This window comes from Chryseobacterium populi (assembly GCF_000282115.1).
In the GTDB taxonomy this organism is placed as follows: Bacteria; Bacteroidota; Bacteroidia; order Flavobacteriales; family Weeksellaceae; genus Chryseobacterium; species Chryseobacterium populi.
Genome location: NZ_AKJY01000065.1, coordinates 38,653 through 61,715, shown reverse-complemented (window position 1 = coordinate 61,715; position 23,063 = coordinate 38,653). Strand labels below are relative to the sequence as shown.

The window sequence follows — 23,063 nt, the reverse complement described above, 5'->3', positions numbered from 1 at the left end:
CCCCCCGCCGCAAGCATAGTTGTGGCAGCTTGTACCTCCTGTTTCAGGCGGGCACATTCCCCATCCATAGGTTCCGTCATCATTGGCATGGCATAATTTCCATCCGTCACAAGGAGCGGCTACAGCCCCGGTTACTGCTTTCATGTCGTTTCTTGAAAGTTTTTTTAAGTTTTTCATAATAATTAGTTCTTTGTTTTTCCTACTCTTTTGAAGCTTTTCGGATTCCGCTTATACAATTCCTAAGGTAGTGAATTTTATTTATGATTTGTTATTTTGTGAGGTATTTATTTTAAAAATTTATTTTCAATGGCTTGTTATGTAGTGGTTTATGAATTGATAACTAAGAAGTCAGCTGTTAAATAAATAACTTTTCGATACGATTTTATTCAAAAATCTACCGAAATGACGGGAGCTTATAAAAAAACTGTAGATACCGCCAGTTCGGATGAATTTATTTGGAATGGAGTGGAAAACAATTTGTATCGATAATCAGTTCCGGTATTTTCTGATGTATCTTCCTCAAATGCTTAGATAAAAGAAAAAGAGAAACCCTAAAGCCTCTCTTCATCACGAATACATTGTGCATTGTACTTTTTACATTATACAATAAATATTACCACGGACTGATTCCCGTTTCGTCTTCAATATCGTTACTGAAATATTCTCCCGTAGGTGCGTTTTCATCCGTAAGAGTATGCTTCACAATAAAAGATGCTGCCCTTTCTACAGAGCCGGGGCCACTGTGATGGTTGAAATCTGTTGCCGTATAACCGGGATCAATGACGTTTACTTTGAAAGGTGAGTCTTTCAATTCATAAGCAAGAGCAATGGTGTAAGCATTCAAAGCTGATTTTGATGGACCGTAAGCAGCTGTTTTTACATCGTAATATTTCCAGCTTGGGTCGCTGTGCAGTGTTAAAGATCCAAGTCCTGAGGTGATGTTGCTGATTCTCGGGCTTTCAGATTTTTTCAGCAGGTTTAAAAATGCCTGTGTAACGCTGATTACTCCAAAAAAATTGGTGTCAAAAACTTCCCGGATATCCTGAATGGAAGTAGCTGATGCCGTTTGAGGGTTGATTCCCAGGATTCCTGCATTATTGATCAGGATGTCCAGCTTTCCCTGTTCGTTTTCTACCCTGTTTTTTGCTGCTGTGATAGAATCGGGATTGGTAACATCAATTTCAATAGCTTTGATATTCTGATAGCCTTTTTCATTAAGCTCTTTTACTGCAGCTTCTCCATTTTCAAGGTTACGGCTTCCTATATAGACGAATAATCCTTTTTCTGAAAATTGTTTTGCCGTTTCCAGGCCGATGCTTCTGTTGGCACCTGTTATTAATACTGATTTCATTTTGTTTGATTTAATTGATGGTGTAAAATTCCGTCAATTAAGCAGAATATCATTTGTCATTTGGCAAAAAAGCAATACAAACTGAAAATAAATTAAAATCAAAGAATAAAACGATAAGTTTATAAGAAAACAAACATCCCATAAGCCCCTCACTTTAACCTCTAACTTCTAACCTCCAGCATCTAACTTCTTATTTTATATTTTTCCTGATTCTGCTCAGTGAAGATTGGGTAACACCCAGATAAGAAGCAATATAAGAAAGCGGAATACGGTTGACCACACTAGGATAGATCTCAAGGAACTTCAGATAACGTGTCGTAGCATCTTCCGAAACCAGCGGGCTTCTTCTTTCCACTTTCTGGATCAATGCCCTTGAAATAATTTTATGAACAATGGTTTCCCAACCGACAATGGTCTGTAAAAGCTCAAGCCAGTCTTTTCTTGAAAAAACAATGAGTTTACAATCGGTAACGGCCTGCACATAGGTGCTGGAACAAATTTCATTGTCAAAACTTTCAAGATCTACCACAAGATTGTTCTCTTCGATAAAGTATTTGGTGATTTCTTCCCCTTTATTGTCATAGTAGCAGACCCGCAAAATTCCGTCAACGATAAAGCCTACCTGCCTGGCAACTTTTCCGGCTTCAGAAAAATAGCTGTCTTTCGCAAGATCCACTTCGGAGGCTTTGCTTGCGATAAAGTCGATCTGTTGCTGGTTCAGATTTCCAAACCTTAAAATAAAATCGAATAATTCTTTCATGACAGCAAGTTAATCAAACCTGGTCTTATGGCATTTGTCATTTGACAAAAATAACTCTACAGAGGATCAATTTCTGTAGAGTTTGTATTCCTTAGATTTCTCTTTTATTTCCGCATTTTACACAATAAGAAGCCTGATGTGTTCTGTAAGGCTTACCACAGTTTTCACAATCAGGGCCATATAAATCTATAAAATGGTGCATGATTGCATTGGGTTCGGTTTCTTCAAAATGAGTTAATCCGTTATAATAATCAAACAGTTTACTGAAATTTTCTTTGAGGGGTTTCGTTTGGGTCTGTTTAAATTCTTGGAAACCTGCTGCATAGAATTCCGAAGCGATTTTACTTTCCTCTCTATCCAGCATTGGAACATCCATTTTGCACCTGGTTTTCAAATTAAATATCTTTTATAAAATCTTCATATTCATAATAAAACCTTTCAAAGCCATCCATTTTTTCTACAAAAAATTCGAAAATTTCCTGCCAGGTATTTTTATTGAAAATAGAGACATTGTGCTTTTCTACCCAGATCTTACTGATCAGTTTCCCGTTTTCCAAAGTAAAATATTCTTCTTTGTGAAAATCACCGATGAAGTCTTTTAAAATATCTTCTAAAGACCATATTTTTTCATAATAAGCGTTCCTGAAAATCTCGTCTTTCATTTCTATATCCAGGGAAACTTCTGCTTTTTTATGATCCGCATAAAATTTGAATGAAACATCCTTGATTTTGGTATCATACATAATCCATTTTCTCGGAAAAGACTTCCCGAAAGCCGTCCAAAACTCTTTTTTTAACTGCTGTGCTTCCTGTTTACTGAACATATAGAACAAACTTAATGATTTAAAGGGACAATTGCAAAATTGCGAATTGTGAAAAGGCTAAACTGTAAAATTGTAATTTCAGGTATATGACGAATCATGTCTGGCAGATAGACTTTATGAAACTTTTTTATTTGTGTATTATAATTTGCGTTATTTGTGGTTAATTCCGGTTTCCTTCATTTAAAACAATTTTCTTAAATTTGCCGTAATGCTGTCAAAAAAATCCCAATATGCTTTTAAAGCGCTTTCATATCTTGTAGAAAAAAGGAATGAAGGCCCGATTCTTATTTCCGAAATTGCGGAACACAAGAGAATTCCGCTGAAATTTTTAGAAAATATTTTGCTTGAACTGAAAAAAGCAGACATCCTTGACAGTAAAAAAGGAAAGGGCGGTGGATATTTCTTTAAAGAAAACCCGGAAAATGTAAAACTGGCAAAGATTATTCGCCTTGTTAACGGGCCTATTGCACTTTTACCGTGTGTAAGCTTAAATTTTTATGAAAAATGTGATGACTGCAACGAAGATCATTGTGGGCTGCATGATGTTCTGATCGAGGTAAGAGATGCTTCCTTAAATATTTTAGAAAGAAAAACATTAATGGATCTGGTCGATTAATCCGGTCCTTTTTTTGAATAAATAGTCTACTTGTTTGGTAGGATAAATATTTTATCAGATATTTGCACTACTTCAGGCGGATCAACTATCCGGTATTGAAGCCATAATATGGGTATAATATGGTAATTTCAAGAAAGATTCAGATAAGGCTCAATGTGTTTTTTATAACATTGGCGATTGTATTTATTACGGTTTTCTCAATGTACGAATTAGGCTATCTGGATGAGCTTTTTACGATTCTGGCCAAAGATAATTATATTTTTTACTGGATGCTTCTGATAGGTTTTCTGGCTGAGATTGTAGCAGGATCAATGGGAATGGGGTATGGTGTCATCTGTACGACCACTCTTTTATTCCTGAATATTCCCCCGCACATCGTGAGTGCAAGCATTCATTCTGCTGAAAGCTTTACAACGGCAGCGGGAAGCATCAGTCATATTCAGCTTAAAAATGTAAGCAAAACTTTGGTGAGAAAACTGGCTATCCCTGCAGTTATAGGCGCTGTTATCGGTGCTTTATGCCTGACGTACCTGGGTGAGTATTACGCTAAAATAACCAAAACCATTATTGCTTTCTACACTTTATACCTTGGGATACAGATTTTTTCAAATACTTTTAAAGGAAAGCAGAGTAAGGCTTTGAAGAGGAAAACCAATTTGACAAGATTAGGAGTGATCGGGGGCTTCATTGATTCTTTTGCAGGTGGAGGATGGGGGCCTTTGGTGACGGGAACGCTGATTAAAAATGCTTTTACCCCGAGATTTGCAGTGGGAAGCTCCACCGTTGCCAAATTTATTTTAACCTTAACTGCAGCGGTTACCTTCTTTTTCACATTGGGGATTCAGCACTGGAATATCATTCTTGGCCTTTTAATCGGCGGAATTGTTACAGCACCGTTTTCTGCAATGCTTACCGCTAAGCTTCCGGTAAGAAAAATGTTTTTTATTATCGGAACCCTGGTCATTGTGATGAGCCTGATAACTATTTATAAATCAATATTCAATTAAATTTTTCTGTTTAATGTGGAAAAATAAGACCGGCAAACAACAATTCGGTTTTGAAAATATTTTACTTTTACATCATAAATAACAGTACATGAATCTACACATCATTGCGCTTTTTAAGTTTAATGAAAATTATCTGATGGAAGCGGTTGAATTATTTCAAAATCTGGTAAAAGAAACGAGAAAAGAAGCCGGATGCCTGCAATATGATCTTATAGAAGATAAAGATAATAAAGGGACATTTTTTCTGATCGAATTATGGGAAAGTGTGGAACACCACAACAGCCATAACGGGCAGGATCATCTTCTGGATTTCCGTAAGGATGCTTCCAGGATCATGGAAAGCTCTGCCCAGGTTTATAAGGGATTTAAAATTTACTAAGGAGAAATTTTGTTTACACGTAAAAGGCTGCTTACAATTTGTAGGCAGCCTTTTTAGAAAAAATAGAAAGTATTAAAATTTAAATTATTTTACAATCAGCTTCTTGGTTTCGGTACTGCCTCCGTAAGTGATTTTTACCAGGTAGGTTCCTGAAGTAAAATGCGATAGATTCAAGTCCTGTTTATAGAAACCGGTTTGGTTGGTAAGCTCGGCACTGTATACTTTTTTACCGGTAAGATCATATACTTCTACATTTCCTTTATTGGAAGCCTTTTCTTTTACATCAAATAAAACCGTTACTTTTTTATCAGCAGTCGTAGGGTTCGGGTAAATACCGAAAGAAGCCTTCTGGCCAACCTCTTTTACTCCTAATGTTGACGTAATGTTTTTATATTTGAAATACATATTACCTGTAGTGCTACCTTCATTTGAAGTAAAATACATTCTGTAATAGTCTGACCCCTGCTTTACATAATACACAACATCGGTATAAACTCCTGAAGTAGGTTTCCAAGAATGGCCTATAGCCGTAATTTTAGCTGAGAAACTTCCTGATGCAGGCAGAGTAGCCGTGGCAGTTGCCTGAGTTTCAGGCTGTACTTTTGCGATGGTAACAGAAGGATTCTGAATGACTCCTGCCATTTTATACATCATTGATCCTCCCGGGTAAGTGTAATCTGTCCAGTATCTTGTAAACATTAAGTCCCAGTTGGCTTTTGCAGGCTCAAGATTGGGAACCTTATCTCCTGTAGCGAAAGAGAAATAATTAAAATAAGCATCATCAGACCCGTTCACTACGGTTTTTGTCTGGGTAGCATCCCATGATGTCCCGTTCCATTTTGCATATTTAAAGGTATATCCTGCTGAAAACTCGTTGATGAAGAATTTGTAATAGTTTTCATTTCCATAATCGATAACAAAAACAACCTGACCAACAACTTTATGTGTTGCTATATCATAATTTCCCCATCCGAAATTGAACGGTCCTGCAGGTAGAAGGGTAGATGAGTCAAAAGCTCCGTCCTGGATGCGGGTTGTCTGATCCGGATTATAAAGAGGATTTCCCCATGTTGCTTTCTGAGATGGATTTACCGTATCAAAATCAGCCGGTGTGCTGGAAGTCTGGTAAACTGTTGCTGTTTTAGCATCATTGATCCTGATTCCTTTATCCATTGCGCTGTTTCTGTAAAATGCAATGTCCCAGTTATCTGCGATCTGAGATACTGTAGTGTTGGCAGAAAAATCAAAGAATACACGATTTTGATAAGCAGGTCCCATCGTCATGTTTACTGTTGTGTAACCAAAAGCATCGGTCTGGGCTAATATGGTTTGCTGTACGCTTAGAGAAAGCAAAGAGGCTAAAAGTAGCTTTGTTTTCATAATCTGTTAAAGGTATTTATGTTATTTTTATTTAGAATTATTCTACAAAAATATAATTTTATTTTTAATTATTCTAAATAAACCATTATATTTGTCGAAAATTTTTTGCCTTTATGAAGAAGAAAGTGCTTTCCATTCTATCCTTATCTGTTGTGCTCTGGATAAATGCACAGGAAAAAGATTCTCTTAATCAGAAGAAAATAGAAGAAGTTGTTATTACAGGACAGTATACCCAACAGTCGATTAATAAATCTATCTATAAGGTTGAGGCAATTGATGCCCAAAAGATTAAAAGCATGGCGGCTACGAATGTTGCAGAAGTTTTAAATCAAAGTCTTAATATACAGATTACACCCGATACTGATTCCGGGAATTCCACCGCTAATATTATGGGGCTGGGTGGAGATTACATTAAAGTTTTGATAGATAATATACCTGTTGTAGGAGATACGGGGCTGGGAAGCAATATCGACCTTACCAAGTTAAGCCTGAACAATATTGAAAGAATCGAAATTGTACAGGGAAGCATGGGAGTTGAATACGGAAATGGAGCACTGGCAGGGGTTATCAATATTATTACTAAAAAGAATAATACAAAGAAAATAAGTGTAAGAGCCTCTCTGCAGGAAGAGACTGTAAGAAACGACTACGACCTGCGTAAAAAAGGAAACGGAAGACACATTCAGAATGTAAATGTGGACTATAATCTCAACAACAACTGGTTTGCGAATATCAGCTTTAATCATAACCAGTTTATGGGATATGAAGGAAACAGGGAAGGATACAAATATTTTGGGGATGATGTAGAAAAAACCAGAGGTAATGAATGGAACCCGAAAGACCAGTACGATGCTTCAGCCCTGCTAAAGTATACCAAAAATAAAACATCGTTCTTTTATAAGCTTTCTTACTTACACGAAAAATTCAACTTTTATAATCCGATAGTGACCAGGAAATCACTTAATGACGGCTTAGGTGGCGTTACCTACGAAAGCCTTGACAGAGAATATAATACGGAAAGATGGATTCATCAGTTTAATATCCAGACCCATTTAGGGCATATCCGTTACATGGGGGATTTTTCTTACCAGAACCAGGACCGGAAATATTTTGATTATAATTACGATATTCCAAGCCGTTCAACCAGAGAAAAGAATCCGGAAAATTCTTACTATAAAACAGACGTTATTTATTCAAGAGGATTGTTCAGTAACTTCCTTGACAATAAGAAGTTTGATTTTCAGCTAGGCTATGAATTAGACCATACAAGTGGCTATGCAGCCCTGATTGCAGGTGAATTTAACAGTAAAAATGTAAAGAGAAATATTTTTACCTATTCCAATTTTCTTTCTGCAGAATGGAATATTTCAGATCGGTTTTCTTTAAGACCCGGAGCCAGATTTTCAGTAAGTGACCGGTTTGAAAATCAATTTAATTATTCTCTTTCCGCGAGGTTAAAGACATCGGATAATTCCAACTTAAGGGGCGTTTTCGGAACTGCCAACCGTTTTCCTACCTATGAAGAGCTGTTTACTTATATGATAAACGTTAACCATGACATCCAGGGAGATCCCGATTTATCACCTGAAAAAGGATATTCTGCAGGATTATTCTGGGATCAGAATTTCAGAACAGGAAATGACTGGCGTATAGGATATGGAGTAAATGCTTTGTATCTGGATGTGGATGACAGGATAGAAATGGTAAGAATAGGGTCTTCCACGTATAAGTACATGAACTTAAACAAATACAGAAGCCTTTTATTTTCAGCGAATGCAGATTTCAGTAAAGATCAGTTTGCTTTTGGTGTAAGAGCCTCACTGAACGGAATTTCGGTTTCAATGAGTGAGCTTGAATTTGTTTCCCCTACAGATTTTCAGTATAATGTTCAGGCAGGAGCATCAGCGACTTATAAGTTAAAAGATATAAACACTGCTTTTGCGCTTTATTATAAATATACAGGCCCGGCAAGAAACTATGTCAATACAGGTGAAGGCTTTCAGCTTGGTAAGACAGATGAATTCCATATGATGGATTTTATTGTGAGCCAGCCGTTCTGGAAAAACCGTTTTGAGCTTTCAGTGGGTGTTAAGAATATATTTGATGTTACCACAGTTAACAGCACCATTACGGCAGCAAGCGGGCATAATGCAGCTTCGGACCGTCTGAATCTGTTTTACGGCAGAAGTTATTTTGCAAGATTAATCTATCAATTCTAAAAACTATCATTATGAAATATTTAAAGATATTATCCCTTGTCCTGGTTGCAGCTTTACAATCCTGTCTTTCAGCAGATGATGACCCGGTAGCAGTTGCTCCAATGACCGGTTCCGAGGTAAACGCAAGTGTAGGTGGCCCTACACAGCCCAACCAGCTATGGATCGATTTGAGTGATTATGAAAATCAGGTTGTGAATAAAAGAACCGACTGGGATTTAGGTTTTTATAGCGGAGATGAGTATCGGGTAATTATTAACGGTTCTATCGCAATGGCGGTAGCGAAAATTCCTGATGCCACCAATATTGATAACGTAAAACAAACCGATGTCAACAACCTTTTGGGAATTGTTCAGATGGGAACATTTGATCCCTCTAATATGCAATATGTTGATAACCCGGATGGGAATTTTCTGACACAAACCACAGGTATTCAGGAAATCAAAGAAAATGATGCTGAAAACCCGATCTACCTGGTGAATATGGGAAGAGCTCTCCCTGCCGACGGAGCTACGGTTGCACCTGGTTCTATATTGCTGGCAGGTGATACAAGAGGATGGAAAAAAGTACAGATTGTAAGAGTTCCTAACGGATATAAGATCAAATATGCGGACCTTAATGATACCAATCATAAAGAACATATCATAACAAAAAATACAGACTACACATTCAATTTCTTCAGCATGCAGAATAACCAGCAGGTAACCATACAGCCTGCGAAGAAAAAATGGGATCTGGGCTTTACAAGCTTTACCAATGAAGTATTCCAGAATGGTGCAAGTGCAGGCAGCTATTTTTATGCAGACTTTATTGTAACCAATATGGCTAATGGTGTGGGAGCTTATCAGGTGACCGTTTCCGGCAATCTGGATCAGGCATATAATGCTTTTAAACTCAATGATGTGGATCCGGCGAAATTTATTTTCAACGATCACAGGGCTATCGGAGATAAATGGCGTACTACGACTGGTAATAACAGTACTTCAAGTGCTTTTGTCTACACAGACCGTTTCTTTGTTCTCAGGGATGCAGAAGGATTCTACTTTAAACTCAGGTTTAACAGAATGAAGAATGATGCCGGTGAACGCGGGCATACCAATTTTGAATTTGAACCTTTATAAATAATCAAATATATAGTATATCATGAAAAAATTCATCCTTGCAGCTTCTGTGCTTGTCGCAGTGTATTCTTGCAAAAAAGAAGAAGGTGCTAAAAAAGAAAACACAACGGAAGTTTCTTCTGAAACTCCGAAAAGCAACAGTAAAATAGTTACCCTGAGCGGCGGAATTACAGAAATCGTAAGCGCACTTGGTCTTGAAAAAGAAATCGTAGGTACAGACGTTACCAGTACTTATCCTGAAACATTAAAAGCTACGGCTAAAGATCTGGGACATGTAAGGTCTATGACGATCGAACCGATTATGGCACTGAATCCTACCCTGATTCTGGGGTCAGATAAAGATATCAACCCGGAATTATTGGGGAAAATTAATTCTTCAGGAATTAAAGCTGAGATTTTTAAGCAGGAATATTCAGTAGAAGGAACTAAGAAACTGATTGAGCAGGTAGCAAAAGCTGTAGGAAATACAGATTATCAGAAATTGAATGATAAAATCGATGCTGATTTAAAACAAATCCAGCCGATCGCTAAAAAACCGAAAGTATTATTCATCTATGCCAGAGGAAATATGCTGATGGTATCAGGGAAAAATACACCAATGGCCGCATTGATAGGCCTTGCGGGAGGTGAAAATGCAGTGACTGATTTTGAAGATTTTAAACCTTTGACTCCTGAAGCGGTCGTAAAAGCAAATCCTGATGTATTGTTCTTCTTTACAACAGGTCTTCAGGGTGCCGGCGGAAACGATGGAGCCCTTAAAATGCCGGGTGTTGCCCAGACCAATGCCGGAAAAAATAAAAAGATCATCGCGATGGACGGAGGCTTGGTTTCAGGTTTCGGACCAAGATTGGGAGAGGCTGCAGTAGGACTAAATAAATTATTAATTGAAAGCACAAAGTAAATTATACTTTTATTTTGCTATAAGTACCATACTGCTTGTAATCATAGCAGTATGGTCACTTAATACCGGGGTTTACGACTTTGGGGGTAAATCTGCGTTTGAAATTTTAGGAAAAGTAGTAAAAGGAGATCCCAATTTATCTCTAAGTGATAAATATGTCATCTGGGAAGTGCGTGCAGCCAGGATTATTATGGCTGTTTTAATCGGAAGTATGCTGGCCGTTTCAGGAACGAGCCTGCAGGGACTATTTAAAAATCCTCTGGCAACGGGAGAATCGATAGGCTTAACTTCGGGAGCAACATTACTGGCTGCGATTGCAATTGTTTTAGGAGGGCATTTCAAGCAATATCTTCCTGAGATGGTGCAGTTCTCGCTGGTAGGCATTTCAGCTTTTTTGGGAGCTTTATTCGCAATGATGCTGGTGTACAGGATTTCTACCAGTGGAGGGAAAACCAATGTGGTAATGATGCTGTTAAGCGGTGTTGCCATTACATCAATCGGTTTTTCAATTACAGGATTCCTTATTTATATCTCAAAAGATGAGCAGCTGAGAGATCTCACCTTCTGGAATATGGGAAGTCTTGCTGCTGCAACCTGGACAAAAAATATTGTTTTAATAATCGTCTTGATTATTTCTTACCTTGTTCTGCTCCCGAAAGGAAAGGCATTGAATGCAATGATGCTGGGCGAAAAAGACGCTCAGCATTTAGGAATAAACGTTGAAACACTGAAAAAGCAAATTGTGATTGTTACCTCCTTAATGATAGGAACCTGTGTTGCATTTTCAGGAACGATTGGTTTTGTAGGCCTTATTGTACCTTATATTTTAAGGCTTTTATTTAAATCAGATTATACTTTCATTTTGCCATTGTCAGCGGTTTGCGGAAGTATTTTGCTTCTGATTGCTGATACGTTCAGCAGGAGTATTGTCGCGCCGTCAGAGCTCCCGATCGGTATTTTAACTTCGCTGATAGGAGGTCCGATTTTTATTGCTATTTTAATTAAATTTAAAAAATCACTTCAATGATAAAGGCACATCACATCAGCTATCTGCACCGGGACTTCCATATCCTCGATGGGGTAGATGTCTCTCTGGAATACGGCGAGTTTTTAGCTATTGTAGGACCGAACGGAGCCGGAAAATCCAGTCTGCTGAGCATTCTGGCGAATGAAGTGAAATCCGGGAAGCAAAAGATTTTATTCAAAGATAAGCCGATCAATGACTGGGAAGTCACAGAATTATCCAGGCATAAAGCTAAATTTTCCCAGCATAACAGCAATGATATCCCTTTAGTGGTGAAAGATGTTGTCATGATGGGACGATATCCGTATTTTGATGCCCGGCCGAGAAAAGACGACCTTGAAGCCATGAATAATATGATGTATGAAACCGATGTTTTCCATTTGAAAGACAGGGAATACAATACCTTGTCCGGAGGAGAAAAGCAACGGGTACACCTTTCCAGGGTAATGGCACAATTGCAAAATGATATTGCCCATAAGCTGCTTTTTCTGGATGAGCCTTTGAATAACCTGGACGTGAAGCATCAGTATAAAGCATTAGAAATAATAAAAAATTTTACTAAAAAGGCCAATTCCGCTATTGTTGTTTTGCATGACCTTAATTTGGCAGCACAATACGCAGATAAAATTTTATTAATGAAATCAGGACGGGTTTCAGCCTATGGAACACCGCAGGAAGTTTTTACTGCTGAAACAATCAGCCGGGCATACAATTTTCCCTGCACCATTTGCGATCACCCGATTACCAACAACCCAATGATCATTTTCGGATAACCATGGAAAAAGAAGAATTAAAAATACTTGCTCAGAATCTTGCCAATCCTCAGGGAGAAAAAGGCATTGAAATAGCTGAGATGATGAACGTTACCAACATAGGAATGACCCTGGAAAGTATCAGAACCCTTCTTATCGAAGACGATGAGCACATCCTCGAAATCGGACACGGAAATGCAGCACATCTGAAAAGTATTTTAAATAAAGCTAAAAATATTAAATACACAGGAATCGATATTTCCGAAACCATGTATCATGAAGCCAGAAAGATCAATAAGGAATTTGAAAGCCAGGCTGATTTTGTATGCTATGAGGGCCGGAAACTTCCTTTCGGAGATAAGACATTCGATAAAATATTTACGGTTAATACCGTTTATTTCTTGGAAAAACCGGTTGATTTTTTAAATGAAGCCTATAGAACACTGAAAGATAACGGAACTTTTGTCCTCACTTTTGCACAAAGGGAATTCATGGAAAAGCTTCCTTTTACACAATATAATTTCACATTATACAGCAACAAGGAAATGGAAGAAGTTATTTCCCGAAGCCACTTTAAAAGAATGAAAATTTCTGAAAAAGAGGAAGAAGTAACCAGTAAAACAGGGGAAGAAAAAATAAAAAGAATTTATACAGTTTTAACGATAAAAAAATAAGTAACAAAATGAATACATTAGTTAACGATCTAAAAGAAAAGTGGGCTGCTTTGAAAGTTGAAAATCCACATTTGAGAATAAGAAATGCTGCTGTACAACTGGGAGTAAGCGAAGCTGAATTATTGGTGACAAACATTGGTGACGGAGTAACCGTTCTTAAGCCTGAGTTTCAGAATATTTTAACAGAGGTTGAGCAATTAGGAAAAGTAATGGCTCTTACCCGTAATGACGAATGTGTGCACGAAAGAAAAGGAACGTACCTGAACGGAGATTTCAGCAGCCCTCACGCACAGCTTTTCGTAGGTGAAGATATCGACCTTAGAATTTTCCTTAATTCATGGAAATTTGCATTTGCAGTCGTGGAAGGAGATAAAAAAAGCCTTCAGTTTTTTGGAAAAGACGGTTTGGCCCTTCACAAGATCTATCTGACAAAAGACAGCCATGCAGAAGCATTTGAGGCTATTGTTGAAAAATTCAAGGCAGAAGGTCAGAACCAGGCTTTCGGATTTGAAGCGATTGCTCCGAAACCTGCTGAAAAACCGGATGCTGAAATTGATACGGAAGGTTTTAAAAAGGCATGGACCGAATTGAAAGATACTCATGATTTCTTCATGATGACAAGAAAGTTCGGGGTAAGCAGAACCCAGGCTCTAAGATTAGCTCCTGAAGGGTTTGCTAAAAAAATTGATAACGCTAAAGTTGTGAATATCCTTGAAGATGCTTCAGAAAAGAGTCTTCCGATCATGGTATTCGTAGGAAACAGAGGTATTATCCAGATCCATACCGGAGAAGTAAAGAAAACCCTTTGGCACCAACAGTGGTTTAATGTAATGGATCCTGATTTCAACTTACATCTGGATGTAACGAAAATCGCAGAAGCATGGATCGTTAAAAAACCTACAGAAGACGGAGAAGTAACGGCTGTTGAGGTATTCAACAAAGAAGGAGACTTTATCGTTCAGTTCTTCGGAAAAAGAAAACCGGGGATTCCTGAGCTGCAGGAGTGGAAAGACCTTGTAGCAGAACTGGAAAAATAAATAGTTAGATAATTTGAATGAAGCCGTTTTGTTTTTGTATTCAAGGCGGCTTTTTTATTATTGAAAAGGTGAAATTGCTGACCTGCAAATCGTAAAATTGTAATGAGTATGCATTTCAATTTTAAAATAGACCGTAATAATTTGCGATATTTGTGCAAACCATTCGTGTAATTTGTGTTTAAATAAAATAAAATGAAAAATATTTTCATAGCGGTATTGATGATAAGTCTGGGGTTGATGAATGCTCAGAATTTTAAAGCATACCAATTTTACAACCAAAAAGGAAAAGCTGTTAAAACCGATAAGCTGGTTAAAGAGCTGGCAGACTACGATGTTGTTTTCATTGGAGAAAATCATAACAGTTCTATCAACCACTGGCTACAGCTGAAAATAACAGAGGCTTTGTATGAAAAGAAAAACGGACAGCTTATTTTAGGTGCTGAAATGTTTGAAAGAGATAACCAGGCTCAGCTAAACCAGTATTTAAGCGGGGAATTCGATGCAAAAACACTGAAAGACTCAGCCCGTTTGTGGAATAATTTTGTAACAGACTGCAAACCCTTGGTCGATTTTGCTAAAAATAAAAAACTGAATTTCATTGCAACCAATATTCCGAGGAAATATGCTTCCCAGACCGCTAAAGAAGGCTTGGAATCTTTGAATAAATTAAGTGAAAAAGAAAAATCTTACATTGCCCAATTACCTATAAAAGTAACGCTGGATACTCCGGGATATCCCGAAATGAAAGCAATGATGGGTGAACATGCCGAAGGAACGAAAGTAATGAATTTTATCTCGGCACAGGCTACAAAAGATGCAACCATGGCCGAATCTATTTTGAAAAATATCCAAACCGGGAAAACTTTTATTCATTACAACGGAAATTACCACAGTAAAGAATTTGGCGGAATTTACTGGTACATCAAGCAGAAAAACCCGAACCTGAAAATGGCGGTGATCTCTGTTTTTGAATCTGAAGACCCTGAATTGAAAATTCCTGAAAAAGATTATATCCCGACAGATTTTAATCTTATTATTCCTGCGGATATGACGAAGACTTATTAAACTTTAAGCTTTCCAAATTTTATAAAAATGTTATTTGATTGAAACGGGCTTCAGCCCGTTTTTTTAATAAAGAAAAATCTATCGGCTTTAGCCAAACCCAAGAGCTTGCAAATTTTTAAATGACAATCTTTATCTTTGTGGAACATTCAACAGAAAATGAAAGAAATATCTTTTCTCCTGGTCTTTTTTATAGGTTTAATCAATGCTCAGAATCTGACTTCAGATGAATTGTCAATCATCAATCAGGGCGATATCAATACTGCTTTACCCATTTATCAGACGACAGATTCCAACCAGCATAAAACATTACTGAGCCTTTCAGCAGAAATCAATCCGACCGATCCAAATACGGCAATTCTGGTGAAAAGAATGAAAGAATCACTGCTTTCAACAGATGGCGGAGTAGGAATTGCAGCACCACAAGTTGGTGTCAACAGGAAAATCATCTGGGTTCAGCGTTTCGATAAAGAGGGAAACCCTCTGGAATATTTTATCAATCCTGTCATTGTCTGGAGATCAGATTTGCAGAATTTAGGCCCTGAAGGAGACTTATCAATCCCTGAATTCAGAGATCAGTTTTACAGAAGCAAAGTCATTCAGTTAGAATATGTTGATCTGAAAGGGCAGAAATATTCAGAGATTGTAGAAGGTTTTACAGCCGTCATTTTCCAGCATGAGACAGATCATCTTTTCGGAATCCTGATATCGGATAAAAAAGAAAAAGAGAAGAATGATGCTTATAAAAAAGTAGATGCTTATCAGAATAGCGATTACAATAAAAGATAAAAATAGACTGTTTCATTTGTAAACAGCCTATTCCATGATAAATTATGTTGTAGAAAATTATCTTAGCCGTTGTTGGACACCGAAAGTTTAACCTCAATATTATTTCTTGTCGCATTGGAATAAGGGCAAATCTGATGAGCCTGATCAGTCAGCGACTGAGCTTCCTCAATAGATACACCCGGAATATTTACATCCAGCTCAACGGCCAGTCCGAATCCACCGTTTCCAATCTGTCCGATGCTTACCTGAGCGGTTACAGAGGTTTCACCCGTTTGGATTTTCGTTAAACTGATAACTCTGTTTAATGCGCTGTCAAAACAAGCTGAATATCCCGCAGCAAAAAGCATTTCAGGATTGGCAAAATCATCATTGGCACCGCCCAGAGCCTTCGGCATTCTTACTTCAATATCCAGAACTCCGTTTTCACTCTTTACCTGTCCGTTTCTTCCGCCTTTTGCGGTAACGCTGGTTGTATATAATGTTTTCATACTGTTTATTTTTCTATTTTGTTTAAAATTTTATGTATTGATGTCTTAAGTTCCATTAAATCTTCTATAGGAACATTTATTTTTTCCAGAATTTTCGCCGGAACATCACAGGCTTTCTGTTTTAATTCTTTTCCGTTTTCAGTCAGAAATATCTGAACCACTCTTTCATCTTCCTTTTTTCGTTTCCTGCTGATAAAACCTTTACTTTCCAGTCTTTTAAGGAGCGGAGTCAAAGTACCGCTGTCGAGGAAGAGCTCTTCCCCGATATGATTAACGGTGTACCCGTCCTTTTCCCATAAAATCATCATTACGAGATATTGAGGATAGGTAATATCCAGCTCATCAAGAAACGGGCGGTATAACCCGGTGATTTCTTTTGCGATAGCATATAAGGGAAAGCAGATCTGATTCCCTAATTTTAAAGATTCTGAATTTTCCATAACAATTGAGGAGTGAGCCCTAGACAATTAAAATTATTTTCTGATCGTGAATTCATCCATCGGAATGCGCACTTTTTTCATAGACGACATCCAGTCTTTTTCTTCATCCCTATAACCAAGGTATAAAAGGCTTACACTTTTTAATCCCAGGTCTTTCAGCCCGAGAGCTTCATCAACCACCTGATTGCTGAAACCTTCGGCAGGAGTACTGTCAATTTTCAATTCAGCAGCCTGTGCTAAAGCCATTCCCAAAGAAATATAAGTCTGGCGTGCTGTATGGGTGAAATGCTCATCCGGAGTCTGCGCTCCATAGATAGACTTGATTTTATCCGTATAGCTGTTGAAACGCCCTCTCGGTAAATCTCTTACATCCGTATGAAGGTCATACACCTGATCGATCTTTTCATTAGAATAGCTGTCCCATGCGGCAAAAACAAGAACATGTGAGCTGTCTCTCATGACTTCAGGATTCAATGCGCCTTTAACCATTTTTTCTTTTAATTCCTGATTTTCCACAACGATAATACGGAATGGCTGAAGTCCGGATGAGGTAGGAGCTAACCTGGCTGCTTCTAAAATGGTATTTAAATCTTCTTCTGAAACTTTTTTTGACGGGTCATATGCTTTTACAGCATGTCTCCAGTTTAAATCTTCTATTAATGACATTGCTTTTTATTTTAATGATGTAAATTTTTCAGAACCGAACATCTGGGTTCATAAATTAACGGGACAAAGGTATGATAAAATTAAATTGTGTACAATTTAATTTTAAGAAATATATTTTAGATAAAATCAATTATCTCTTAAACTCCGCAAGTTTCGGATTTTTTCCGAGACGGAAAGTCCCAATCTTTGTCATAGAATTTTAAACCAAAAACAATGCAGAGATTTAAAGACAAATTTGCCCTGATCACGGGCGGAACAAATGGGATGGGTTTTGCAACTGCCCAACAGTTTATCAACGAAGGGGGAAGTGTAATCATTACAGGAAGAAGTGTGGAAACTGTAAATAAAGCAGTGGAACAATTGGGTGAAAGGGCTTTTGGAATTGTTTCCAATGCCGGAAGTATAAAAGACCTGATGAATTTACAGCAGGAAGTGGGAAAATATACGGAAACCATTGATCTGCTTTTTGCCAACGCCGGTTATGGAAAATTTGCACCTATTGAATACATTGATGAAGCCTTTTTTGATGAGCTGTTCAATATGCTGGTAAAGGGCCCTTTCTTTACTGTTCAGCAAATATTACCATTCATGAAAAACGGAAGTTCTGTAATTTTTAATACTTCTGTAGCTACAGAAATATCAATGCCTAATTTTTCAATATATTCTGCGGCAAAATCAGCGGTACAGTCTTTCATCAAAACTTTTGCTACTGAACTTACGGAAAGAAGAATTCGGGTAAATGGCATAAGCCCGGGACATATTAAAACGAATATATTTAACAATACGGGCCTGAACCCGGAGCAGATAGATGAAGCTGTTCAGAATATTATCCCTACGATACCTTTTAAAAGGCAGGGTGAGCCGTCAGAAGTTGCCAGTGCGGTACTTTTTCTGGCCTCCGATGAAGCTTCCTACATACATGGTGCGGAGATCAAAATAGATGCCGGGATTTCTGTGGTTGGGTAATTAAGAATAAAACCCATCACATGGGTGGTGGGTTTTATGTATCAATTGATTTAAACAGCTATTAAGGCTTGCTGCTTATCAAACTGCTTTTCAATACAATATTTTTAATTAAAGTTTCAAAATAATAATACAGGCTGCTGTCTTCACTCATCTGATTTTCCAGGACGATAATGCTTACATCGGAATCAGGAATATAAACATTTAAAGAAGCGAAACCGTCTCCCAATCCGGTATGCCCAAGATACCTGATCCCATTGTCTTTTACAATTCTGATATTATATCCGTAGCCCATTTTATCTTTTCCAAAAACATCGTGTTGGGACTGTACAGTTTCTGCTGTCATTAACCTGTAGCTTTCAGGGTTTAAAATTTTCCCTTTATGAAGCTGATTATTCCATACTGACAGGTCTGCAGCGGTAGTAATCACGCCGTCTGCCGGTAAATTTTCATCGTTAATAAAAGATTCTTCAACAGGAGTGAATGTATTTTCTTTATTTATATGTCCATACACAAGATTCCGTCTGTCAGTTTTTGAATAACAGAAAGTATTCTTCATATTGAGTTTCCGGAACAGCTCATCTGCCATTTCGGTATAAGATCTGCCGGAAGTAGTTTCAATAATTTTCCCTAAAAGAATATTGGAAAGATTTCCATATTTGAAATCTGTTCCCGGCCTAAAAAGTAAAGGCTTATTAATATCCGAAATTCCATGAGTGTGATTCAATAACTGGTGTACAGTAACGGAATCTGCCCAGGGCTGTGTTAAAAAAGGCAGGTACTTTTTTATCGGGGCCTGTAAATTCACTTTTCCTTTTTCAACTTCTTTCAAAAGCAAAACAGAGGTAATCTGCTTGGTGTTGGACATGATCTCAAACTGATCATCAGTTTTTAAAGGTGTTTTGGTTCTGCTGTTTTCAAAACCGGATGCTTTAAAGTATTTATTTCCCCCATTTTTGGTAATTAAAACAACACCATTGAATGGCCTTGGACTTTTTGCTTTAATGAGGCTGTCAATTCTGTGAATATAATCTTTTTTATATTGTCCGTAAGAATAGGAAATTGAAAGGAATACTATTAAAATGGATAGTTTAATAATTATATTCTTCTGATTTTTTGTCTGCATGGATTCAGGTACGATATTTTGATTGTAAATATATTATTTACTCACAAGTTCTGCCCCGAAAACGTCAATAAAATGTTTTCTGATCTTTGCTTTAATATCTTCTACTTCTTCAGGAGCCAGGTCTCTTTCGAGCTCTCTTTTTAAAGAAGTGACCTGTTTGTCTTTGATCCCACAAGGAATAATGTATTCAAAATACCGCATATCCGTATTCACATTTAATGCAAAACCATGCAGGGTCACCCAACGTGAAGCTTTTACCCCCATTGCACAGATTTTCCGGGCATAAGGTTTCCCCACATCCAGCCAGACTCCGGTTTCACCCTGGGAACGTTCACCTTTCAGTCCGTATTCAGCAATAGTCCTGATGATTACCTCTTCCAGGTTTCTCATGTACAAATGAATATCTGTGAAGAAATTTTCAAGATCTAAAATAGGATAGCCTACAATCTGCCCGTAACCGTGATATGTAATGTCTCCACCACGGTTTACTTTTACGAAAGTGGCATCGATTTCCTTTAATTTATCGATTCCGGCCAGCATATTTTCTTCATGGCCGCTTTTCCCTAATGTATAAACGTGAGGGTGTTCTACTAAAAGAAAATGATTCAGAGTGATTGTATGCTGCTCTGCAGGTAAGTCACGGTTTTTAATCTTGGTATCAATAATATCTTTCATCAGTTGTTCCTGATAGTCCCACGAAGGCTGATATTCTTTTACGCCTAAATCTTCAAATTTTACTACTTTATTTTGATTTGTATTCATCTGTTGGTATCTATTTTCTTTTTAATGGCCATATGGAATCGAGATTTCATACCGTTTATTGATATACAAATTTAGTGAATTTTACCCTTTTACGGAATTTATAAAATCTATGGCTTTATTCTTCCAATCTTTATTCTGGAGGAGGATGTTGACAAAAGCAGTTCCGATGATCCCTCCGTCAGCTTTTTCAGTCACATTTTCGAAATCTTCTTTAGATTTTATTCCAAAACCGATCATTACCGGGTTTTGAAGCGGGAGGGACGCTATTCTGGAAAGATAGTCCTCATTTTTCAATACGGCATTTTGATTTCCTGTTGTAGATGAAGAACTTACGGCATACAGAAATCCTGAGCTTAGAGAATCCAGATACAGTGTCCTTTCATCCGAGGTTTCCGGGGTGATCAGAAATGTAAAATTGAGATTGTATTTTTTTAAAATTTTCCGGTAGTTTTTTTCGAATTCAACAGGTGGAAGGTCAGGAATGATTAATCCTGAAACCCCACTTTCTGAGCATGCTGCACAGAAATTTTCGAAACCGAAGCTTAGAACGGGATTGATGTAACCCATCAGGATGACCGGGATCCTGATCTCATTTCTGACCGATTTCAGCTGGGAAAGAAGCTTTTCAATGGTCATTCCGTTTTTTAAAGCAAGTTCATGGGCCTGTTGAATCACAGGTCCGTCTGCCACAGGATCGGAATATGGCATTCCGATTTCCATCATATCGGCTCCGGAATCCTGAATAAGTCTTATTATATCGGCAGTATCTTCCAGTTTCGGAATCCCTGCGGTAAAATAGATGTTGAGTTTTTTCATACTTTTGTATTAATGTCTTATGTAAAATGTATTAATGTATCTCAAAATCATTTTACATGAATACTTTTTGCATTTTACAGATTTTTTAAATAAGTTTCCATATCCTTATCACCACGCCCGCTTAGGCAGATGACCACAATATCATGTTCTTCAAATTTCTTTTTATCTAAAACGGCGAGCGCATGTGAACTTTCCAGAGCGGGAATAATACCTTCCAGTTTTGTCAGTTCAAAGGCAGATTCCAAAGCTTCATCATCATTAATGCTGAAAAATTCAGCTCTTTTTTCTTTGAATAGATTGGCATGGAACGGTCCTATTCCCGGATAATCCAATCCTGCAGAAATAGAGTGAGGCTCAATCACCTGGCCGTCTCCGGTCTGCATTACCAGACTTTTACTTCCATGTAAAACGCCCAGGGTTCCAAGAAAAGTAGTGGCTGCTGATTTTCCTGACTCCATTCCTAAACCACCGGCTTCTGCCGCGATGATTTTTACATTCTCTTCATTTACAAAATGATAGAAAGTTCCTGCTGCATTGCTCCCGCCACCTACGCATGCAATGATGTAATCGGGATTTTCCCTTCCGATCTTTTCGTTCAATTGCTCTTTGATTTCTTTAGAAATAATGCTTTGAAAGCGTGCAACCAAATCCGGAAAAGGATGCGGGCCAACCACACTTCCAATCACATAATGAGTGGTTACAGGATTGTTGATCCAGTCTCTTAAAGCTTCATTTACGGCATCCTTCAGTGTTTTTGAACCGGAAGTTGCAGCAATGACTTCTGCACCCAGCATTTTCATTCTTGCGACATTAGGCGCCTGTCTCCGGATATCAATTTCACCCATGTAAACGATGCACTTCAGGCCAAGTAATGCACATGCTGTAGCGGTGGCCACCCCATGTTGTCCGGCGCCTGTTTCTGCTATGATCCGGGTTTTTCCCAAGCGCTTTGCCAGTAAAACTTGTCCGAGCGCATTATTGATTTTATGAGCTCCCGTATGGTTGAGGTCTTCTCTTTTCAGATAGATATTGGTATTATATTTCCGACTTAGATTTTTAGCAAAATAGAGCGGTGTGGCACGACCGACATAATTTTTAAGAAGATCCTGATACTCATTCTGAAAATCTTCAGAAGCTATAATGTCAAGATAATTTTTCTGTAATTCCTCCACATTCGGATAGAGCATTTCCGGGATGAAAGCTCCTCCGAATTCACCGTAATATCCGTTTTCATCCGGGTTTTTATAATTCATATATATTCTTTTATTGTATTAAATAAGCTATATTATCCGAACCGCGGCGGTTGAGTAAGAGCTTTTTTTATTCAGGCAGGTTGAAAATTAAAATATCATCATCTTTCATAGAAATTTTTATTTGGGAGTCCCGAAGGGACGACTTAATAAAGGATTGGATGAAAATCCATTCTATAAATAATATTAATCCCATAAATATTTTTCATTATATTCAATTTTATGTTTTTTTTCCAATATTCCGGTCAGTTCATCTTTGTAATTGGTATTTTGATGATGCTGACGCTGATTTTTAATGTAACTGATTATTTTATCAATATCTTTTTCACAGACTGAAAATGCTCCATAGCCGTCTTGCCAAAAAAACTGCTCGTATTTTCTTCCTTTTGTCTTTATCCATTTTGGTGAATGTGCCTTAATTTCCTGTACCAGTTTCATTAAGGGGATTTTATAGGATATGGATATGATCATCTGTACCTCCAATCTGCAGTGCTGTGCTTTCAAAATCTTTGCATATCGCCGCAATGTATGCAAATAATTCTTTTTCTATCTGCTCATCAATAAAATCTTCTCTGTGTTTAGTACTGAAGACCATATGAATATAGTTTTTGACAAGTGATTGTGACATTTCGTTTGTGTTTTTTTTAACCGGATTGACA

General features: G+C 37.7%; 26 protein-coding genes and 1 pseudogene. 13 read left to right on the top strand and 14 right to left on the bottom strand.

Features of this window, described 5'->3' with window-relative positions; translation table 11 throughout:
• The 5 genes from PMI13_RS21850 to PMI13_RS15275 all read right to left on the bottom strand — a co-directional run.
• On the bottom strand, window positions 1-177 hold a 177-nt coding region (locus PMI13_RS21850), incomplete at its 3' end, for a bacteriocin-like protein (RefSeq protein ID WP_007845267.1).
• A 436-nt stretch (window positions 178-613) separates the two neighbouring features.
• A complete protein-coding gene (locus tag PMI13_RS15290) occupies window positions 614-1,351 on the bottom strand; it encodes an SDR family oxidoreductase (protein WP_007845266.1) in 738 nt (245 codons plus the stop codon).
• Between the two features lie 190 nt (window positions 1,352-1,541).
• A complete protein-coding gene (locus PMI13_RS15285; RefSeq protein WP_007845265.1) occupies window positions 1,542-2,111 on the bottom strand; it encodes a Crp/Fnr family transcriptional regulator in 570 nt (189 codons plus the stop codon).
• A gap of 91 nt (window positions 2,112-2,202) precedes the next feature.
• Window positions 2,203-2,487 carry a hypothetical protein gene (locus tag PMI13_RS15280; protein ID WP_007845264.1) on the bottom strand — a complete coding sequence of 95 codons (285 nt, stop codon included), beginning with the start codon at window positions 2,485-2,487 and terminating at the stop codon, window positions 2,203-2,205.
• A 19-nt stretch (window positions 2,488-2,506) separates the two neighbouring features.
• A complete protein-coding gene (locus PMI13_RS15275) occupies window positions 2,507-2,935 on the bottom strand; it encodes a DUF4268 domain-containing protein (RefSeq protein ID WP_007845263.1) in 429 nt (142 codons plus the stop codon).
• 208 nt (window positions 2,936-3,143) lie between these two features.
• Here PMI13_RS15275 and PMI13_RS15270 point away from each other — a divergent pair, with 208 nt between their 5' ends.
• The 3 genes from PMI13_RS15270 (at window position 3,144) to PMI13_RS15260 (ending at window position 4,937) form a co-directional block, all read left to right on the top strand.
• Complete coding sequence (locus PMI13_RS15270; protein ID WP_007845261.1) at window positions 3,144-3,551, top strand: RrF2 family transcriptional regulator; 408 nt, start codon at window positions 3,144-3,146, stop codon at window positions 3,549-3,551.
• A 119-nt stretch (window positions 3,552-3,670) separates the two neighbouring features.
• A complete protein-coding gene (locus PMI13_RS15265) occupies window positions 3,671-4,558 on the top strand; it encodes a sulfite exporter TauE/SafE family protein (protein ID WP_007845259.1) in 888 nt (295 codons plus the stop codon).
• Between the two features lie 88 nt (window positions 4,559-4,646).
• Window positions 4,647-4,937, top strand: coding sequence for a putative quinol monooxygenase (locus tag PMI13_RS15260; protein ID WP_007845258.1), 291 nt, complete (start codon window positions 4,647-4,649; stop codon window positions 4,935-4,937).
• 84 nt (window positions 4,938-5,021) lie between these two features.
• Here the strand turns inward: PMI13_RS15260 and PMI13_RS15255 are convergent, their stop codons facing one another.
• A complete protein-coding gene (locus PMI13_RS15255; protein WP_007845256.1) occupies window positions 5,022-6,317 on the bottom strand; it encodes a T9SS type A sorting domain-containing protein in 1,296 nt (431 codons plus the stop codon).
• Between the two features lie 113 nt (window positions 6,318-6,430).
• Between PMI13_RS15255 and PMI13_RS15250 the strand changes: the two genes are divergently transcribed.
• From PMI13_RS15250 to PMI13_RS15210, 9 genes are all read left to right on the top strand, one after another.
• Window positions 6,431-8,536, top strand: a complete 2,106-nt coding sequence (locus PMI13_RS15250) for a TonB-dependent receptor plug domain-containing protein (protein ID WP_007845255.1) — start codon at window positions 6,431-6,433, stop codon at window positions 8,534-8,536.
• 11 nt (window positions 8,537-8,547) lie between these two features.
• Window positions 8,548-9,654 (top strand): HmuY family protein, encoded by a 1,107-nt coding sequence (locus PMI13_RS15245; RefSeq protein ID WP_007845253.1) that lies wholly within the window; start codon window positions 8,548-8,550, stop codon window positions 9,652-9,654.
• 22 nt (window positions 9,655-9,676) lie between these two features.
• Complete coding sequence (locus PMI13_RS15240) at window positions 9,677-10,555, top strand: heme/hemin ABC transporter substrate-binding protein (protein WP_007845252.1); 879 nt, start codon at window positions 9,677-9,679, stop codon at window positions 10,553-10,555.
• Complete coding sequence (locus tag PMI13_RS15235; protein ID WP_007845251.1) at window positions 10,539-11,582, top strand: FecCD family ABC transporter permease; 1,044 nt, start codon at window positions 10,539-10,541, stop codon at window positions 11,580-11,582. The genes PMI13_RS15240 and PMI13_RS15235 overlap by 17 nt, the downstream gene beginning before the upstream one ends.
• A complete protein-coding gene (locus tag PMI13_RS15230) occupies window positions 11,579-12,352 on the top strand; it encodes a heme ABC transporter ATP-binding protein (RefSeq protein WP_007845250.1) in 774 nt (257 codons plus the stop codon). Before PMI13_RS15235 ends, PMI13_RS15230 begins: the two co-directional genes overlap by 4 nt.
• Before the next feature lie 2 nt (window positions 12,353-12,354).
• Window positions 12,355-13,005 carry a class I SAM-dependent methyltransferase gene (locus PMI13_RS15225; protein WP_007845249.1) on the top strand — a complete coding sequence of 217 codons (651 nt, stop codon included), beginning with the start codon at window positions 12,355-12,357 and terminating at the stop codon, window positions 13,003-13,005.
• A gap of 8 nt (window positions 13,006-13,013) precedes the next feature.
• Window positions 13,014-14,042: a hemin-degrading factor gene (locus PMI13_RS15220; protein WP_007845247.1), complete on the top strand. Its 1,029-nt coding sequence runs from the start codon at window positions 13,014-13,016 to the stop codon at window positions 14,040-14,042.
• A 192-nt stretch (window positions 14,043-14,234) separates the two neighbouring features.
• A complete protein-coding gene (locus PMI13_RS15215; protein WP_007845245.1) occupies window positions 14,235-15,107 on the top strand; it encodes a ChaN family lipoprotein in 873 nt (290 codons plus the stop codon).
• A 156-nt stretch (window positions 15,108-15,263) separates the two neighbouring features.
• Window positions 15,264-15,893 carry a peptide deformylase gene (locus tag PMI13_RS15210; protein ID WP_007845243.1) on the top strand — a complete coding sequence of 210 codons (630 nt, stop codon included), beginning with the start codon at window positions 15,264-15,266 and terminating at the stop codon, window positions 15,891-15,893.
• A gap of 62 nt (window positions 15,894-15,955) precedes the next feature.
• Here PMI13_RS15210 and PMI13_RS15205 read toward each other — a convergent pair whose 3' ends face one another.
• From PMI13_RS15205 to PMI13_RS15195, 3 genes are read right to left on the bottom strand one after another with little or no spacing between them, the layout of a single operon-like run.
• Entirely contained in the window at window positions 15,956-16,381 is a 426-nt protein-coding gene (locus PMI13_RS15205; RefSeq protein WP_007845242.1) for an organic hydroperoxide resistance protein, read from the bottom strand.
• A 5-nt stretch (window positions 16,382-16,386) separates the two neighbouring features.
• The gene (locus PMI13_RS15200; protein WP_007845241.1) at window positions 16,387-16,821 is read right to left on the bottom strand and encodes a MarR family winged helix-turn-helix transcriptional regulator; all 435 of its coding nucleotides are present in this window, start codon (window positions 16,819-16,821) and stop codon (window positions 16,387-16,389) included.
• Window positions 16,822-16,854: 33 nt separating this feature from the next.
• Entirely contained in the window at window positions 16,855-17,487 is a 633-nt protein-coding gene (locus PMI13_RS15195; protein ID WP_007845239.1) for an NAD(P)H-dependent oxidoreductase, read from the bottom strand.
• Between the two features lie 213 nt (window positions 17,488-17,700).
• Here PMI13_RS15195 and PMI13_RS15190 point away from each other — a divergent pair, with 213 nt between their 5' ends.
• Complete coding sequence (locus PMI13_RS15190; protein WP_007845238.1) at window positions 17,701-18,453, top strand: SDR family oxidoreductase; 753 nt, start codon at window positions 17,701-17,703, stop codon at window positions 18,451-18,453.
• A 61-nt stretch (window positions 18,454-18,514) separates the two neighbouring features.
• Here PMI13_RS15190 and PMI13_RS15185 read toward each other — a convergent pair whose 3' ends face one another.
• The 5 genes and pseudogenes from PMI13_RS15185 to PMI13_RS21425 all read right to left on the bottom strand — a co-directional run bounded on the left by PMI13_RS15185 (window position 18,515) and on the right by PMI13_RS21425 (window position 22,999).
• Window positions 18,515-19,576 carry a serine hydrolase domain-containing protein gene (locus PMI13_RS15185; RefSeq protein WP_007845236.1) on the bottom strand — a complete coding sequence of 354 codons (1,062 nt, stop codon included), beginning with the start codon at window positions 19,574-19,576 and terminating at the stop codon, window positions 18,515-18,517.
• Window positions 19,577-19,609: 33 nt separating this feature from the next.
• The gene (gene lipB, locus PMI13_RS15180) at window positions 19,610-20,338 is read right to left on the bottom strand and encodes a lipoyl(octanoyl) transferase LipB (protein WP_007845235.1); all 729 of its coding nucleotides are present in this window, start codon (window positions 20,336-20,338) and stop codon (window positions 19,610-19,612) included.
• An 81-nt stretch (window positions 20,339-20,419) separates the two neighbouring features.
• On the bottom strand, window positions 20,420-21,154 hold the full coding sequence (gene trpA, locus PMI13_RS15175) for a tryptophan synthase subunit alpha (RefSeq protein WP_007845234.1): 735 nt from the start codon (window positions 21,152-21,154) through the stop codon (window positions 20,420-20,422).
• A 74-nt stretch (window positions 21,155-21,228) separates the two neighbouring features.
• Complete coding sequence (gene trpB / locus PMI13_RS15170) at window positions 21,229-22,407, bottom strand: tryptophan synthase subunit beta (RefSeq protein ID WP_007845231.1); 1,179 nt, start codon at window positions 22,405-22,407, stop codon at window positions 21,229-21,231.
• A gap of 183 nt (window positions 22,408-22,590) precedes the next feature.
• Window positions 22,591-22,999, bottom strand: a pseudogene (locus PMI13_RS21425) (transposase).
• Window positions 23,000-23,063: the final 64 nt, after the last annotated feature.